Source organism: Flavobacterium sp. (genome assembly GCF_029242675.1).
Taxonomy (GTDB): Bacteria; Bacteroidota; Bacteroidia; order Flavobacteriales; family Flavobacteriaceae; genus Flavobacterium.
Genome location: NZ_JAQWTM010000256.1, coordinates 1 through 15,298, shown reverse-complemented (window position 1 = coordinate 15,298; position 15,298 = coordinate 1). Strand labels below are relative to the sequence as shown.

The 15,298-nt window shown below is 35.4% G+C and carries 18 protein-coding genes and 1 pseudogene; 8 read left to right on the top strand and 11 right to left on the bottom strand.

Features of this window, described 5'->3' with window-relative positions; genetic code table 11:
• The 5 genes from crtI to P8M54_RS09525 all read left to right on the top strand — a co-directional run.
• The coding region (gene crtI, locus P8M54_RS09545; protein ID WP_300287590.1) for a phytoene desaturase family protein at nt 1-1,279 on the top strand (1,279 nt) is incomplete at its 5' end.
• Between the two features lies 1 nt (nt 1,280).
• Entirely contained in the window at nt 1,281-2,123 is an 843-nt protein-coding gene (locus P8M54_RS09540) for a phytoene/squalene synthase family protein (protein ID WP_300287589.1), read from the top strand.
• 25 nt (nt 2,124-2,148) lie between these two features.
• The gene (locus tag P8M54_RS09535) at nt 2,149-2,589 is read left to right on the top strand and encodes a sterol desaturase family protein (protein ID WP_300287588.1); all 441 of its coding nucleotides are present in this window, start codon (nt 2,149-2,151) and stop codon (nt 2,587-2,589) included.
• A 168-nt stretch (nt 2,590-2,757) separates the two neighbouring features.
• Nucleotides 2,758-3,219 (top strand): SRPBCC family protein, encoded by a 462-nt coding sequence (locus P8M54_RS09530; RefSeq protein ID WP_300287587.1) that lies wholly within the window; start codon nt 2,758-2,760, stop codon nt 3,217-3,219.
• A complete protein-coding gene (locus P8M54_RS09525; protein ID WP_300287586.1) occupies nt 3,219-4,514 on the top strand; it encodes a deoxyribodipyrimidine photo-lyase in 1,296 nt (431 codons plus the stop codon). The genes P8M54_RS09530 and P8M54_RS09525 overlap by 1 nt, the downstream gene beginning before the upstream one ends.
• Nucleotides 4,515-4,749: 235 nt before the next feature.
• Here P8M54_RS09525 and P8M54_RS09520 read toward each other — a convergent pair whose 3' ends face one another.
• From P8M54_RS09520 to P8M54_RS09495, 6 genes are read right to left on the bottom strand one after another with little or no spacing between them, the layout of a single operon-like run.
• The gene (locus P8M54_RS09520) at nt 4,750-6,168 is read right to left on the bottom strand and encodes an SDR family oxidoreductase (protein ID WP_300287585.1); all 1,419 of its coding nucleotides are present in this window, start codon (nt 6,166-6,168) and stop codon (nt 4,750-4,752) included.
• Between the two features lie 18 nt (nt 6,169-6,186).
• The gene (gene folE / locus P8M54_RS09515; protein ID WP_300287584.1) at nt 6,187-6,786 is read right to left on the bottom strand and encodes a GTP cyclohydrolase I FolE; all 600 of its coding nucleotides are present in this window, start codon (nt 6,784-6,786) and stop codon (nt 6,187-6,189) included.
• A gap of 38 nt (nt 6,787-6,824) precedes the next feature.
• Complete coding sequence (locus P8M54_RS09510) at nt 6,825-7,508, bottom strand: SDR family oxidoreductase (protein WP_300287583.1); 684 nt, start codon at nt 7,506-7,508, stop codon at nt 6,825-6,827.
• Between the two features lie 25 nt (nt 7,509-7,533).
• Nucleotides 7,534-7,815: a TIGR03643 family protein gene (locus tag P8M54_RS09505; protein ID WP_300287582.1), complete on the bottom strand. Its 282-nt coding sequence runs from the start codon at nt 7,813-7,815 to the stop codon at nt 7,534-7,536.
• Nucleotides 7,816-7,817: 2 nt separating this feature from the next.
• Nucleotides 7,818-9,116: an AarF/UbiB family protein gene (locus tag P8M54_RS09500; RefSeq protein ID WP_300287580.1), complete on the bottom strand. Its 1,299-nt coding sequence runs from the start codon at nt 9,114-9,116 to the stop codon at nt 7,818-7,820.
• A complete protein-coding gene (locus tag P8M54_RS09495; protein ID WP_300287579.1) occupies nt 9,117-9,776 on the bottom strand; it encodes a TetR family transcriptional regulator C-terminal domain-containing protein in 660 nt (219 codons plus the stop codon).
• A gap of 110 nt (nt 9,777-9,886) precedes the next feature.
• Here P8M54_RS09495 and P8M54_RS09490 point away from each other — a divergent pair, with 110 nt between their 5' ends.
• On the top strand, nt 9,887-10,795 hold the full coding sequence (locus P8M54_RS09490; protein WP_300287578.1) for a TIGR01777 family oxidoreductase: 909 nt from the start codon (nt 9,887-9,889) through the stop codon (nt 10,793-10,795).
• 3 nt (nt 10,796-10,798) lie between these two features.
• Here the strand turns inward: P8M54_RS09490 and P8M54_RS09485 are convergent, their stop codons facing one another.
• The 4 genes from P8M54_RS09485 to rmuC form a co-directional block, all read right to left on the bottom strand.
• Nucleotides 10,799-11,335: a YceI family protein gene (locus tag P8M54_RS09485; RefSeq protein ID WP_300287577.1), complete on the bottom strand. Its 537-nt coding sequence runs from the start codon at nt 11,333-11,335 to the stop codon at nt 10,799-10,801.
• Nucleotides 11,336-11,450: 115 nt separating this feature from the next.
• Complete coding sequence (locus P8M54_RS09480; RefSeq protein ID WP_300287576.1) at nt 11,451-11,999, bottom strand: acyl-CoA thioesterase; 549 nt, start codon at nt 11,997-11,999, stop codon at nt 11,451-11,453.
• 5 nt (nt 12,000-12,004) lie between these two features.
• A complete protein-coding gene (locus P8M54_RS09475) occupies nt 12,005-12,370 on the bottom strand; it encodes a 6-phosphogluconate dehydrogenase (protein WP_300287575.1) in 366 nt (121 codons plus the stop codon).
• A 4-nt stretch (nt 12,371-12,374) separates the two neighbouring features.
• Nucleotides 12,375-13,745, bottom strand: coding sequence for a DNA recombination protein RmuC (rmuC, locus tag P8M54_RS09470; RefSeq protein WP_300287574.1), 1,371 nt, complete (start codon nt 13,743-13,745; stop codon nt 12,375-12,377).
• Between the two features lie 105 nt (nt 13,746-13,850).
• Here rmuC and P8M54_RS09465 point away from each other — a divergent pair, with 105 nt between their 5' ends.
• Both P8M54_RS09465 and P8M54_RS09460 read left to right on the top strand, forming a co-directional pair.
• Nucleotides 13,851-14,426 carry a pseudouridine synthase gene (locus P8M54_RS09465; RefSeq protein ID WP_300287573.1) on the top strand — a complete coding sequence of 192 codons (576 nt, stop codon included), beginning with the start codon at nt 13,851-13,853 and terminating at the stop codon, nt 14,424-14,426.
• A gap of 38 nt (nt 14,427-14,464) precedes the next feature.
• Complete coding sequence (locus P8M54_RS09460) at nt 14,465-14,917, top strand: tRNA (cytidine(34)-2'-O)-methyltransferase (protein ID WP_300287572.1); 453 nt, start codon at nt 14,465-14,467, stop codon at nt 14,915-14,917.
• Nucleotides 14,918-15,022: 105 nt separating this feature from the next.
• On the opposite strand, the pseudogene P8M54_RS09455 reads toward P8M54_RS09460, so the two are convergent.
• Nucleotides 15,023-15,298 (bottom strand): annotated as a pseudogene (locus tag P8M54_RS09455) (ABC transporter ATP-binding protein); the annotation flags it as partial.

Sequence of the window (15,298 nt, the reverse complement as noted above, 5' to 3'; positions counted from 1 at the left end):
TGATCGTTTTTTTGCTGACTTTGGTAAAAAAACCACTGATTATTATGAGTTAATTAAATTATCTCCTGCCTACAGAGTCTATTTTGGTGTAGATGAATTTATCGCAATCGCTGATAATTTGCCTGAAATAGAAGCCACTTTTGAAAAAATTGAAAAAGGTAGTGGTGCTGTTTTGCATGCTTTCATGATGGAGGCGCAAAGTAACTATAACATTGCCATCAAGGATTTGGTTTACCGTCCGGGAGTTTCTCCTCTAGAATTAGTAACGGTAGAAACCGCTAAAAAGGTAGGTGAGTTTTTTAGTAACATCAGTAGAGATGTTCGCAAGAAATTCAAAAACCCGCAACTGATTCAAATATTAGAATTTCCTGTTCTCTTTTTGGGAGCAAAACCATCGGATACACCTTCGTTTTACAGTTTTATGAATTATGCCGACTTTGGTCTTGGAACTTGGCATCCTAAAACAGGAATGTTCGATGTAGTTCGTGCCATGAAAAGTCTGGCTGAAGAGCTTGGAGTTGTTTTTCATACCAATGCCAATATTGAAAAAATTATAGTCGAAAATAAAACTGCCAAAGCCATTGTTGTCAATGGAGAAAGAGTGGATTCAGACTTAGTTTTAAGTGGTGCTGATTACCATCACACTGAAACTTTGCTGGATCAAGAGCACCGTGCGTATTCTGAAAAGTATTGGGATAGCCGTGTTTTCGCACCTTCTTCTTTGCTTTTTTATGTTGGTTTTGATAAAAAAATTGACAATATTTCGCATCATGCTTTATTTTTTGATACTGATTTCTACCAGCATGCAAAAGATATTTATGATGAGCCAAGATGGCCAGATGAACCATTATTTTACGCTAACTTTCCATCAATTACCGATAAAACGGCTGCTCCCGAGGGGATGGAATCGGCTTTCTTTTTAGTGCCACTAGCACCGGGGATAAATGATACTGAGGCGTTGAGAGAAGAGTACTTTGAAAAAATAATGAATCGATTTGAGTCGGTTACTAAACAGAATGTCAAAAAAAATATTATATTTAAAAAGTCATTTTGTAAAAACGATTTTGTGTCGGAATACAACTCCTATAAAGGAAACGCATACGGAATGGCGAATACATTATTACAAACTGCTTTCCTTAGGCCGAAACTAAAGAGCAAGAAAGTTCGTAATTTATATTTCACAGGGCAGTTGACAGTTCCTGGACCAGGAGTGCCACCAGCATTAATTTCAGGTAAATTAGTGTCGGATTTGATTAATAAACAATTTTTACAAGAATAATATGAAGCAATTATTTGACGATGTCTCTTTTAAGTGCAGTAAATTAGTAACTAAAAACTATTCTACTTCTTTTTCTTTGGCAGTCTACATGCTATCGCCAAGTATAAGAGATGCTATTTACAGCATTTATGGTTTCGTGCGTTTTGCCGACGAAATTGTGGATTCATTTCATGGTTTTGATAAGGAAGTTTTAATTGATGACTTCGAAAAAGAATATTACAAAGCATATGATTTAGGTATTAGCTTGAATCCCATTTTAAATTCGTTTCAGCAAACTGTGAAAGAGTATAATATCACGGATGATATGATACAATCCTTCTTGAAAAGTATGAAACTAGATTTAGTGAAATCGGATTACGATAGCCAAGAAGAATACGAGGAATACATATATGGTTCTGCTGATGTAGTGGGCTTAATGTGCTTGAAAGTTTTTGTTTCAGGAAACGAAGATCAATATGAAGCTCTAAAAGGAGAGGCAATGCGATTGGGTTCTGCTTTTCAAAAAGTGAATTTCCTTCGCGATCTAAAAGACGATAATTTGCTTTTAAACCGTAATTATTTTCCGGGAGTGGATCTAAAATCATTTGATGAAAATGCTAAAACAGCTATCATCAAAGAGATTGAAGAGGATTTTAGAGTTGCTTACGAAGGAATAGTAAAATTACCAATGGAGGCTAAATTTGGTGTGTACACCGCTTATGTTTATTACAAAAAGCTTTTGACCAAACTAAAAAACACACCTTATCACCAAATAGGGACCTCTCGCATCCGAGTGTCTAATTACACCAAAGCGGGTCTTTTAGCACAGTCTTTCGTGACTTATAAATTACGTTTAGTTCAATAAATCAATACAATTAAAATAAATTACAATGATATCCTTTTTGATTTTTTTAGCGGTTTTCCTTCTTATGGAGTGCGTTACTTGGCTAACACATAAGTACGTGATGCACGGCTTTATGTGGTATTTTCACGAAGACCACCACCAGCCTAAATACGAGCACCCTTTTGAGCGCAATGACATCTTTTTTGTGATTTTTGCTATACCGTCAATTGCTTTGTTCTATTTTGGTGCCGAAGCAGGTTTTAATTACCTCTTTTTTATCGGTTTAGGGATTTTTGCCTACGGTTTAAGTTATTTTATGATTCATGACGTCTTGATCCACCAACGTTTCAAATGGTTCAAGAACACTAACAATAAATACTTGATTGGTTTGCGTAAAGCGCATAAAGTACACCATAAAAACATGGGTAAAGAGGACAGCCAAGTATTCGGAATGCTCTTCGTTCCATTTAAATATTACAAAATGTAAAATAAGTAGGGCGTGACCTTTTAAAAAAACTGAAAATAGTTTTCTTAAAAGGTCGGGCTTTACACTCCCGCTTTTATAAACGCGACCAAAGGTCTTGTTTATAAAGAGCTCCGTTGCAATCCCTCACGCGAAACAACCTTACAATTCAACTCGCAAAAACTATCTCTGATGAAAATATACTCCATAAAAACGGTTCAAAATGTAACAGCATCCTTAGATGAATGTTGGTCTTTTTTCTCTAGTCCGCGTAATTTGCAAAAAATAACGCCATCGGATATGGGTTTTGAAATCACCGATTATGATGAGAGAACAGTATACCCTGGTCAAGTGATTCAGTACAAAGTACGTCCCTTGTTTGGGATTACTTTATCTTGGATGACGGTAATAACGGCAGTTAAAGAAAATAGTTATTTTATTGATGAGCAACGCTTTGGACCTTACGCTTTATGGCACCACAAACATTTTTTTGAAGCTACTCCTGAAGGCGTAAAAATGACTGATGTCGTACATTATGGTTTACCGCTAGGATTCTTAGGACGTATTATGAATACATTAGTGGTTAAAAGCAAACTGAAAGAAATTTTTGAGTTCAGAGAAAAAGCCGTTGACGCAATGTTTAATAAAAAGTAATGAGTAAAGCAGTAGTTTCGTTTTTTTGGTTCAGACGCGATTTAAGGTTGGAAGATAATATAGGATTGTTTCAAGCGTTAAAAAGCGAGTATCCTGTCATCCCTTTATTTGTTTTTGATACGGATATACTTGATAAATTACCTAAAGATGATGCTCGTGTTAGTTTCATTCACGATAATTTAAGTAACATCAATGAACAACTAAAAGGGCTAGGAAGTTCGTTGCTAATCAAAAACGGTTCTACCAAACAAGTATGGCAATCCCTAGTCGATGAGTATGACATTAAAGAAGTTTTTTTTAATAAAGATTACGAACCGTATGCCATTGCTAGAGACGAGGCAATTTGTGAATTGTTAGAACAAAAAAATATAATTTCTTACTCTTTCAAAGATCAAGTTATATTTGAAGAAAAAGAAATTGTAAAAGCCGACGGACTGCCCTATACTGTTTATACTCCTTATAAAAATAAATGGTTAGAAAACTATAAGTTAAATGCACCCGTTCAAGAGTACGATTTAAAACCGCTTTTTAGCAATTGGTTTCAATCTAATTTTGAATTATTATCGCTTGAGGATATCGGTTTTGTTCGAAGCAAAATCAAGGTGAAACCCTATACTTTTAAGGGAGTAGCCACTTATGATGAAACAAGGGATTTCCCTGCTGTCGATTCTACATCTTATTTATCACCTCATTTGCGTTTTGGTACGGTAAGTATCCGTAAAATGGTTAATTATGCTGCCCAATCAAATGCTCTTTTTTTAAGTGAATTGATTTGGCGTGAATTTTTCATGCAGATACTTTTTAGTTTTCCAAAAGTAGTGACGCATAATTTCAAGCCTGCTTATGACGGAATCGAGTGGCGCAATAATGAAGATGATTTTAAAAGATGGTGCGAAGGAAAAACAGGTTACCCAATGGTTGATGCAGGAATGCGTCAGCTTAATGAGACAGGATACATGCACAACCGTGTGCGTATGGTTGTGGCTAGTTTTTTAATCAAGCATTTGATGATTCAGTGGCAATGGGGCGAAGCTTATTTTGCTCAAAAATTACTGGATTACGAACTATCGGCTAATGTAGGTAACTGGCAGTGGGCCGCCGGTACAGGTTGTGATGCTGCGCCTTATTTTAGAGTTTTCAATCCTGAAATTCAACTGAAAAAGTTTGACGAAAAAGGAAGATACATTCGTAAATGGATTCCTGAATTTGATTTAGGCTACGGTGCTCCTATGGTGGAACATGCTTTTGCACGCGATAGAGCCATAGCAACCTACAAAGCAGGTATTTTAAAGTAATATTTGCTCGTAAATATTGGATAATTGGCTTTGAAAACAGAGAGATAAACTACGTAAAGACCCGTTTTAGACTTAACAGTTTTGTTCTTTAAATTTTTGTTTAAAGGTAATTGTCAATTTAAACCAGTTTATCTTTAAGATCGAGATTTTTTAGCCCAGATAGTAGCGGCATCCTTTGCTTTTTTTCTTTAAAAAAGGAAAGATAAAGCGGATAGCTGGAAATAGCTCCTCACTATTATTTAATTAATTTATTGAGCATTCCTTCAAAAATAAAGCCGTGGAAAGGTAGAACTGAATACCAATATAATTTTCCCCATATTCCTCGAGGTCTAAACGTAGCTGATTGATACAAGGTATTGCCAATAATTTTGAATTCTAACCAGGCTTCTCCCGGTAGTTTCATTTCGGCAAACAGTACTAGTTTTCCTTTTTCTTTATTGGCATACAGCACTCTCCAAAAATCAAGTGAATCGCCAGCATGGATGTCGTGTTTATTTGTTCGGCCGCGTCGGGAACCAACACCACCAAAAAGTTTATCGATAAAACCTCTTAAATCCCATAGCCAGTCGCCATAATACCATCCTACTTCGCCACCAATTGACCAGATTTGGTTAACGGTGTAGTCTCTATCGATGATTTCTTTTTTGCGACGATCAATGTAGCAATCCTTTTTTGGTACTTTTAAATAAGTGGATATATTGGTTTTGAAACGACCACTAACTAAAGAATCTTTCCAGCTGGAAGCAACAGAATCGGATTCGATTTTAACCAAGGCTCTTGACAACGCTAAATCATAAGGCATAGGAGTTACTCCAAGTAGTTCGTTGATTCTTGTATCTCGGCAAACTACCTCAACCTTCATGCTACTGACTAAAGCACTTGCTAATTTATAGGAAGTCGAGGTGACAAAATAAAGCCAGTAGGAGGAGAGTTTAGGAGTCATCACGGGAACGGTAAAAATCCAGCGTTTCAAATTTTTTGCTTTGGCAAAGCCCAAAAGCATCTCTTTATAAGTCAGAATATCAGGTCCGCCAATGTCAAAACTTTGATTGTAGGTTACTTGATTTAGTAGTGATTTGGATAAAAACTCCAATACATCTGTAATTGCTATGGGTTGACATCGTGTATTAAGCCATTTTGGAGTAATCATTACAGGCAATTTATTGACTAAATCTCTAATGATTTCGAATGAAGCGCTACCAGATCCTACGATTATACCCGCTCGTAAGGTAGTCATGGCATAGGTTCCTGTATTTAGAATTTCTTCGACTCTTTTTCTTGAAGATAAATGCTTGGAAAGGGAATCATCGTTGACAATTCCGCTTAGGTAAATCACTTGTTGTGCCTGCGTTTTATTAATTTGAGACACAAAATTCAATGCCGACTCTTTTTCAAGTTTGTCATAATTATCGGCAGAGCTTGACATGGAGTGAATAAGGTAATAAGCCGCATCAATATCGTTGGGAATGGCAGCTAAGGTCTCTTCTTTTAAAAAATCGACTTCAATTACTGAAACCCGATTTTTGTATGGGAGCGGAACAAAAAAGCGATTTAAATCTCTTACGCAACAAACTATGTCGTGTCCTTGGTCTATTAAAATGGGTAATAGTCTTTTTCCGATATAGCCTGTTGCGCCTGTTAAGAGAATTTTCATCGCATTGTGGTATTTAGTTTAGCTCAACTTATTCGAGATTAAGCTTATGAATTCTTTTCTAGTTTTATTTTTTTCAAATGCTCCAGTAAAAGAGGAAGTGGTCGTGAATGAATTTTGCTTTTCGATTCCGCGCATTTGCATACACATGTGCTGCGCTTCAATAACTACTGCTACTCCTAGAGGCTCTAGCGCTTCTTGTATACAGTCTTTAATTTGATCTGTCAATCGTTCTTGTACTTGCATTCTTCTTGCAAAAGCATCAACGATTCTAGGTATTTTACTTAATCCAACGATTTTGCCGTTTGGAATGTAGGCTACGTGCGCTTTTCCAAAAAAAGGCAACATATGGTGTTCACACATCGAATATACTTCAATATTTTTAACTACAATCATTTGGCTATGATCTTCGGTAAAAAGAGCCCCTTTTAATATTTCTAATGGGTCTAGCGCATATCCATGAGTTAAAAACTGCATTGCTTTAGCCACTCGTTCTGGAGTTTTTTCTAAACCTTCTCTTGTTACGTCTTCACCTAGACCATGAATAATGGTTTTGTAGTTTTCGGCTAATACAGCAGTTGTTTCCGCATTATATTGCTCTTTTTTCTCGTAATTTTTCATTTCTTTGATCATGCTTAAATCTGCTATTTGGAGGGTAATTATATTTTAAAAGTTACAATGCCGTAATCCATTTCGAATACTTGTCCTGAAATAGATTTTGCTTTATTTGATATTAGGAAGTCAGCCATATCAGCTACTTCAGATGGTTTTAAATACCCTTTCATTGGATGACGTTCTACCATCATGTCTTTCATTCTGTCATTTCTTAGAATATTGGCAGACAAAGACGTTTCTGTAATAGTAGGAGCAATGGCGTTAATTCTAATTGTCGATGCTAATTCAGCACCTAACGTTTTTACTAAACCTTCGACACCTGCTTTTGCTGTAGCGATGCTCGCGTGAAAAGGCATTCCAAGTTTTGCTGCTACAGTACTAAATAGCACTATAGATGGATTAGTTCCTTTTTTTAAGGCAGGCAAGTATTTTTGAATCGTTTTAACAGCACCAATTACATTGATTTCAAAGTCATTTCTGAAATCATCAATACTTAAATTCCCTATTGGTTTTAAGTTGATAGATCCTGGGCAATAAATTAAAGTGTCTACATTTTCAATCTCTGGCAAGGCATCTTGTAAGATATCTAAAGGAAAATGCTTCAGGTTAGGATGTGTGATATCCGGAGCATTTCTACTGATGTTGTAAATATAATTATTTTCTAACTGTTGCAATAAAATAGCACTTCCTATTCCTTTGCTACCACCTACTATTACTATGTTTTTCATAATTGTTTTTTAATGGACCAAGTGGCTAGCGCTTGGATATTTTGTTGTTGTTTATTTGTCTTTGCATGGTGCATTTAAATCTTCCCTCAGTGAAGTTGCGTAGTTTTTCGTGTTTGGTTTTGCGACCTTGAACCCTTGCGCGCCACATTCTAAAGCTAGACGGCTTCAATTCGGCTCGCATCAAGTCAATTACCTCTTGTTCTTTCAAACCAAATTGTAGTTGAATTGCTTCGAAAGTAGTGCGGTCTTCCCACGCCATTTCGATTACACGATCTTTTTCTAAATCAGTCAATTGTGCTCCTGCCATTCTTAATATTTTAGATAATCATTTACTTTTATATTCGCTTTCAAGTCGAACATTAGATTGTACAATCCAAAGAAGGTTCTGTTAATGTAGATGAAATGTTTAGATCCACGATTACCGTTCATTTTCTTTAAGTTGGTATCGTTTGCAAAACGTTCTCCTAATTTCGCAATATTTTCAAAGAAAATTTCGTCAGAGAAATCAAAAGTCTCTGATTGGAATGGTTGCGTAAATAAAGAGAGTAAGTCGTGAAACATTTGCGTGAAATACGCAATTTCCTCTTTGGTATCGTCAGCTCTTAAAATCTCTAGATTAAATAGTTTTTCTTTGAATAACTTTTTATTGTCTATTACATTTTTATCAATCAATTCAAAGTAGGGAACATAGAAGTCATTAGGAATACTCTTCATGCAACCAAAGTCTAATGCCACTAGCTCATTTTTTTCGTTGATTAAAAAATTCCCAGGATGTGGATCAGCATGTACTTTTTTCAAAACGTGAATTTGATACATATAAAAATCCCATAGCGCCTGACCAATTTTATTTGCTACAATTGGATCTGAATTTTTGAATTCTGACAAATGCACGCCAGTCATCCAATCCATCGTAATGATTTTCTCTGATGAATATTCAGGATAGTATTCAGGGAAAACTAAATTTTCTATTTTTTTACAAGCTGCCACAACTTCTTGGCTCTGCTTCAATTCTAATAAATAATTCGTTTCTTCAATAAGTTTATCTTCAACTTCTTTAAAATATTTATCAGAGTCTTTTCCTTGCAAATTGAACATTCTGATCGCAATAGGTTTTACCAAAGCCAAATCAGAGGATATGCTGTTAGCAACTCCAGGATACTGAATTTTCACAGCAAGTTTTTTATTGTTTTTCACCGCCAAATGCACTTGACCAATACTAGCCGCATTAACTGAGTTAGCATTGAATTCATCAAAAATTTCATAAGGTGTTTTACCAAAGTTATTTTTGAATGTTTTTAGTACTAATGGTGCTGATAGTGGCGGTACTGAAAATTGAGAAAGTGAAAATTTCTCAACATAAGCCTGTGGTAAGAAATTCTTGTCCATGCTTAGCATTTGAGCTACTTTCAAAGCGCTACCTTTCAAACTCTTCAGTCCGTCATATATATCTTCGGCATTGCTTTCATTTAATTTATCACGAGTTAAGTCCGAATTCACGATTTTCTCTCCGTAATATTTTAAATAATTCACACCAACTTTGGCTCCTGTTTGTACGAGTTTTGTTGCTCGTTCAATTTTGGATGTGGGTATATAGTCAATTGTTTTCATTTAGTTTTTTTGTGTTTTTTCTTTGAAAATAAATTTTCCAAAGTCAATAAGGCTGTTGATTGGTGCAATGTTTATCAAGTCGAAACTTAACTTTACACTCTTCTCAATATAGATGTCTGTCTTTTCAAAAGCAGCAGATCCGTCTTCAATCCAAAATTTCAAGGTTAGTAAGAATTGTATCCAAGCACTTTCTTGAATTGCTTTTTCTTGTAATTCTTGTAGTTTTTCTTGATCAATTAATATTTCATCAGTAGTAATCTCAGCAATAAACAGTTTGAAATTAGTTCTTAAACTAGATAATTGTGCTAGGTTTTTAAGTTGGTTTTTATTTTGGTGCAAACTCATTAATACATACGAACGATTAGCGGTTAGCAATTCGAAAAAAGTAAAGTAGAAACTTAATAATTTACTTTTCATATCATAGGTCTCGTAATTCGCATCTTTTTGAAGCAGCTCCATCGTACGCTCAAAGAACATGTCATATATTACCTTGTCTATGCTTTCAAGATTACCAAAAAAGGTATAAAATTCTGCTTCTGTAAAATCATTAGACTTTGCAAAATTGTAAACTGATTTAGGCTTCTCGTTATGTTCTAATGTGTAGTTCATAAACATAGAAACGATAGATTCTTTCGTTATTTTAGATTTCTTGGTTGCCATTTGTACTTTTTTTTAGAGTATAAAGATAATAAATGTTTAACAATTATTCGACAAAGTTAAACAAAATTTATTTTGTATCTTTGACTAAAGACGATTTAAATAAATAATTGATGAAAAAAAATGTTCTGATAACTGGAGGTACGGGTTTTGTGGGGAAGCATTTAACAGCCTTATTAATAGATAGCGGCTATAGTGTATCTATTTTAAGTCGTACAAAGAAAAAGAGTACCGATACTATTTTTTATTACACTTGGGATGTTGAAAAACAGCTAATTGAAAACGAAGCGGTTCTCAATGCAGATTTTGTTATTCATCTAGCGGGTGAGAACATCGCGGGTAAGCGATGGAGTAAAGAACGTAAGGAAGCAATCATTAGCAGTAGGGAAGAAAGTGCTAAATTGATTTACGGTGTGGTTAAGAAATATGATAAAAAGCTCGACGCTTTCATTTCGGCATCTGGAGTTGGGATTTATGGTGCGATTAATGGTCAGGCCATTTGCGTGGAGGATCAAAAACCAGCAAACGACTTTTTGGGATTAACCTGTCAAAAGTGGGAAGCTGTAGCCAATCAATTTCAAAAACTGGGAATACGTACGGTTAAAGTTCGCACTGGGTTAGTTGTAGGTCCTAATGATGGTTTTCTTGAAAAATTAAAGCCGTTATTTAAATATAGGTTGGGATCCGCTTTAGGAACAGGGACACAGTACATGCCTTGGATTCATATTGATGATTTATGTGCTATTTACCTCGAAGCGATTCAAAATGCTGATATGAGTGGAGCGTATAATGCAGCCATCAATGATAATACTACCAATGCTAGTTTCTCTGCTACTTTTGCACAGGTTTACGGTTATAAAATTTGGCTACCCAACGTTCCAGCTTTTATTATGAAAGTGGCCTTGGGTGAAATGGCAAAATTACTTTTAACCGGTCGCCGCGTGTCAAACGAAAAAATAAAAGCAGTAGGTTTTACTTTTAAATGGCAAAAGTTGGATGAAGCTATCAAGGCTAGTCTTTAATAGCTAGTCTAGTATCGCTTCTAAATGAACTTTTACATTGCGATCAATTTTGTCCCGAACTAAAAACGGAATTGCAATTCCGAAATCGTCGGTATTTAAACTAAAGTTTGTCGTTAAGACCAGTTGCTTTCCATTTTTTTTAAGAACAATGGCTGCTTTAATTTTTTTTGATTGGCCATGGATGGTGATAATGCCTTCAACATAAAAAGTAGATTGGATAGTTGTAAAATCGACCCAATCAAAATTTAGTATAGTTCCTTTAAATGTTGCTTTTGGATATTTCTTAGTTTCTAAGTAATTCTCATTGAAATGCTGCTGCATAAGCTTTCTTTCAAATTGAAAATCTTTCATTTTTACTACGAAGTTAATGGTACTTCTGTTAGTGTCAATAATACAAATCGTACTTCTGTTTTCCGCTTCTATGGGTTCAAATAATGGAACAGAAGCCTCAAAAGAAATTATAGCCTTGTGAGTAGTCCATTTTTTTTGTGCATTAACCGTAATGCAACTCAATAATAGGAGGAGTAGTATTTTTTTCATGAGAATAACATTTAGGGGCTAACCTAAAGTTACGAATAATCTTAGCTATTTCCTAATGAAAAACATGAAAAAAAAATGGAGCAACTTCCATTCCTTTCTGACACTCTTTGCAAGATTATGGTATTTGGATACTTACGCGGTATTGCTTCAAACTATCAATAGCTTCTTTTGAATTGTAGTTGAAGTTTTCCTCATGGCGGTCTTTTTCCTTTTTTAGTGCAATTTGCTTGAGGCAATTGATAAAGCGCCTAACCTGCTTTTCTGTAGATAGTATGAGTCCAGGAACTTGAGCGTTGTTTCCATTAGTATCTTTTGACACCATGGTGAAATAGGAGGAGTTGCAATGTTTTTTTGCTCCAGTTTGTATGTTTTCCGACTCTACGCGTATGCCTACGATCATCGAACTCTTTCCAACATAATTAACGCTGGCCTTCATTGTTACCAGTTCGCCTACCTCGATTGGGCTTAAAAAATCTACCGTGTCAACACTAGCGGTTACGCAATAATTACCTGAAAATTTTGAAGCACAGGCAAAAGCAATTTGATCTAAAAGTGATAAGATATAGCCACCATGAATTTTACCACTAAAGTTAGTATGAGACGGCAACATTAGTTCTGAAATGGTGATATCCGATGATTCAACGGTTTTGTAATTATTTGTCATACTTTTTATTTAAATCGGTACGGTGAGTCTTCCTCCTTTACATCAATGATAAAGTATTTCGTATCGCCCCACCAAGCAAAAGTTTTGTAGCGTTCTACATATTTTACTTTGACATATTTACCCTCAAATTGTTGTAAATCAGTTATCACTTGTTTGTCTTTGTCTAAAACTGAAAAGGCAAATATTTGTGCTCCCGAAATTCCTTGGCTAATTTCTCCTTCCCATGTTTTAAAGATCACTCCTTTATTACTAAATTTTATTAGTTGTCCTGATCGTACTCCTTCGCTATAGGTTGCATTGTATATGAAGGTAAAATAGGCAATAATCGATACTAGGATTGTGATACTTAGTATCATTATAAATTTTCTCATGTTTTTAATTTAAAAGTTCGTTCTCTTCCTTGGTGGCTCTGTTTATAATACTATCTGGTAGCGATTTTTTAGCTTTCGCACCCATCTTCTTTAATTTTTCGACACTAGTAATGAGGTTTCCTTTACCTTCTACTAATTTGTTCATCGCACCGCTGTATTCTGTCTTGCTTTCGTCAATTTTCTTTCCAATTTTGATAAGGTCAGTAACAAACCCTTCGAATTTGTCATACAAAGCTCCTGCTTGGCGAGCAATTTCAAAAGCATTTTCTTGCTGTTTTTGGTTGGCCCACATACTATCAATTGTTCGCAATGTAGCCAATAATGTTGCAGGAGTTACAATTACAATATTTTTTTCAAATGCTTTGTTGTATAATGTCGTGTCTTCGTTTAAAGCCATCGCAAAGGCAGGTTCAATAGGAATAAATAATAAAACGAAATCAGGGCTTTCGATTTGGTATAAATCCTGATAGTTTTTATTACCTAATTGCTCCACGTGGCGTTTTATCGAATTGACGTGTTCTTTTAAATAGCCTGTTTTTAATTCGTCCTCCTCTTCGTTGATGTATTTTTCATAAGCTGTTAATGATACTTTTGAATCGACGATCATCTTTTTTCCATCAGGTAAATTAATAACCACATCAGGAAATACGCGGTTGCCGTCTTCGGTAGTAAAAGCCTGCTGCACTTCATATTCACGCCCTTTTTCCAAACCTGATTTTTCAAGTACCCGTTCTAGGACAAGTTCGCCCCAATTTCCTTGCATCTTGCTATCGCCCTTTAATGCCTTTGTAAGATTAATGGTTTCTTTGCTCATTTGAATGTTCATCTCACGTAACCCTAAAATTTGTTGACGTAAAGCAGCATGATAATCAATACTTTCTTTGTGTGTATCCTCTACTTTTTTCTCGAACAACTGAATCTTATCTTGTAAAGGCGACAAGATGTTTTTCATGTTTTCCTTGTTCTGCTCTGTAAATTTGTTTGACTTTTCGTCTAAAATTTTATTGGCTAAATTTTCAAATTCTTTGGTGAATTTTTCTTGAAGTTTTTCAACTTCGTCTTTTTGCTCTTTGTTGCGTTCCCACAGGTTTTCAAAATCTACTTCTTTTTTGGAGAGTTGAATAGCTAAGCTGTCTTTTTCATTTCGAATGGTTTCTTTTTCAGAATTAGCTGTTTCTAATTGTTTCTCTAAGCTGTTTTTATCGTTCATAAATTGTATTCTTTGTTGGTCGAATTGCGCATTAAGCGCGATTAACCTTTCTTCCAAACTGACTTTTTCAGATTGAAAGCGAGCGGAGAAAATTAATTTGCCAATAAAAATACCAACTGCAAGGGCAATTAGGAAAAGAAATAAAAAGGGAATAAGGTCGGACATAAAAAGGGTTTAGTGAATAGTAAAAGTAAACAAAGAAAGTGCTTTTTCCTAAAATTGAAAAGAGACAATTTAAAAATGTATTTTTGCCCTAAATTATCCCCATTCATGTCGCACCATCATTTTATTCTTCACAAGCCTTATGGTTATTTGAGTAAATTTATTTATGAATTGAAGCGGAAAAAGAAACTTTTGGGTGAATTGCATGATTTTCCCAACGGGACGATGGCCATTGGACGACTAGATGAGGACTCCGAAGGATTGCTACTATTGACTACAGATGGAAAAGTAAGTGAACAAATTCGATCTAAAAAAGTAGACAAGGAGTATTACGTCCAAGTAGATGGTGTAATCACACAAGCAGCAATTGAAATTCTAAAGGCAGGTGTCGAGATTGGGTTTGATGGTAGCAAATACACCACCAAAAAATGCGAAGCGCGATTGCTTACTGAAATTCCTGATTTTGGTCCGCGTGGAAAAAAAATCAGAGATGAACGCCACGGACCTACTTCCTGGGCATCGATTACGGTTAACGAAGGTAAATTTAGACAGGTACGAAAAATGACTGCCGCTGTTGGTTTTCCTACCTTACGATTAGTCCGTGTTCGAATAGGTAACGTACATTTACAAGATTTGAAAGCGGGTGACGTAATGGAAGTCGATCATTTTTCAGTCGAAAAGTAAAACCCACTTTTAATCTTAAACTTTAAACTATTTTAAAAATGTTAAATATTGTTTTAGTAGAACCTGAAATCCCTAACAACACAGGAAACATTGGAAGGTTGTGCGTGGGTACAGAGAGTAAACTGCATTTGATTCATCCGTTTGGGTTTGTGATTAATGATAAAAACTTAAAACGTTCTGGTTTGGATTATTGGGTTCACCTTGATGTAACCGAATATCAAAATGTGGCCGAATGGAAATCTCAAATTCCGGATCTATCACGAGTTTTTTTAATGAGTTCGCATGCGACGAAATCCTACCTAGAAATCGATTTTCAAGATGGTGACTGGTTGGTTTTTGGAAAGGAAAGTAAGGGTTTGAGCGAAGAAGTCTTAGCTCAATTTGATAATCACTTAAAAATCCCTATGTCGAGCAATATTAGAAGTTTCAACATCGCCAATTCGGTTGCTTTTGTAATTGGTGAAGCGAAGAGACAGATAGGATTGAAATAGTTCTCAAGATTACAAAGGTTAGCCCAGATAGGAGCGGCATCCTTTTATTTTTTTCCTTAAAAAATAAAAGATAAAGCGGATAGCTGGAATCAGCTCCTACTCCTTTTACTTGATTATAAACTTACCTTTTTCGGAATCGAATGAAATATGCTCGTCTTTGAAAATGGTGTTGAAAGTTCCTTTGGAAATAAAATTACAGGGTTCATCTTGCAAAACGGCTTCGGGTGTCATGATAATCATTTCGTCACTCAACTGAATGGCCATGTCGATATCATGAGTCGAAAAAAGAATGCATTTTTGAGTTTCGATTGTAAGCTTTTTTAAGAGCTTGAACAAAGCGACTTTGTGTAATAAATCCAAGTGGGTTGTAGGTTCGTCGAG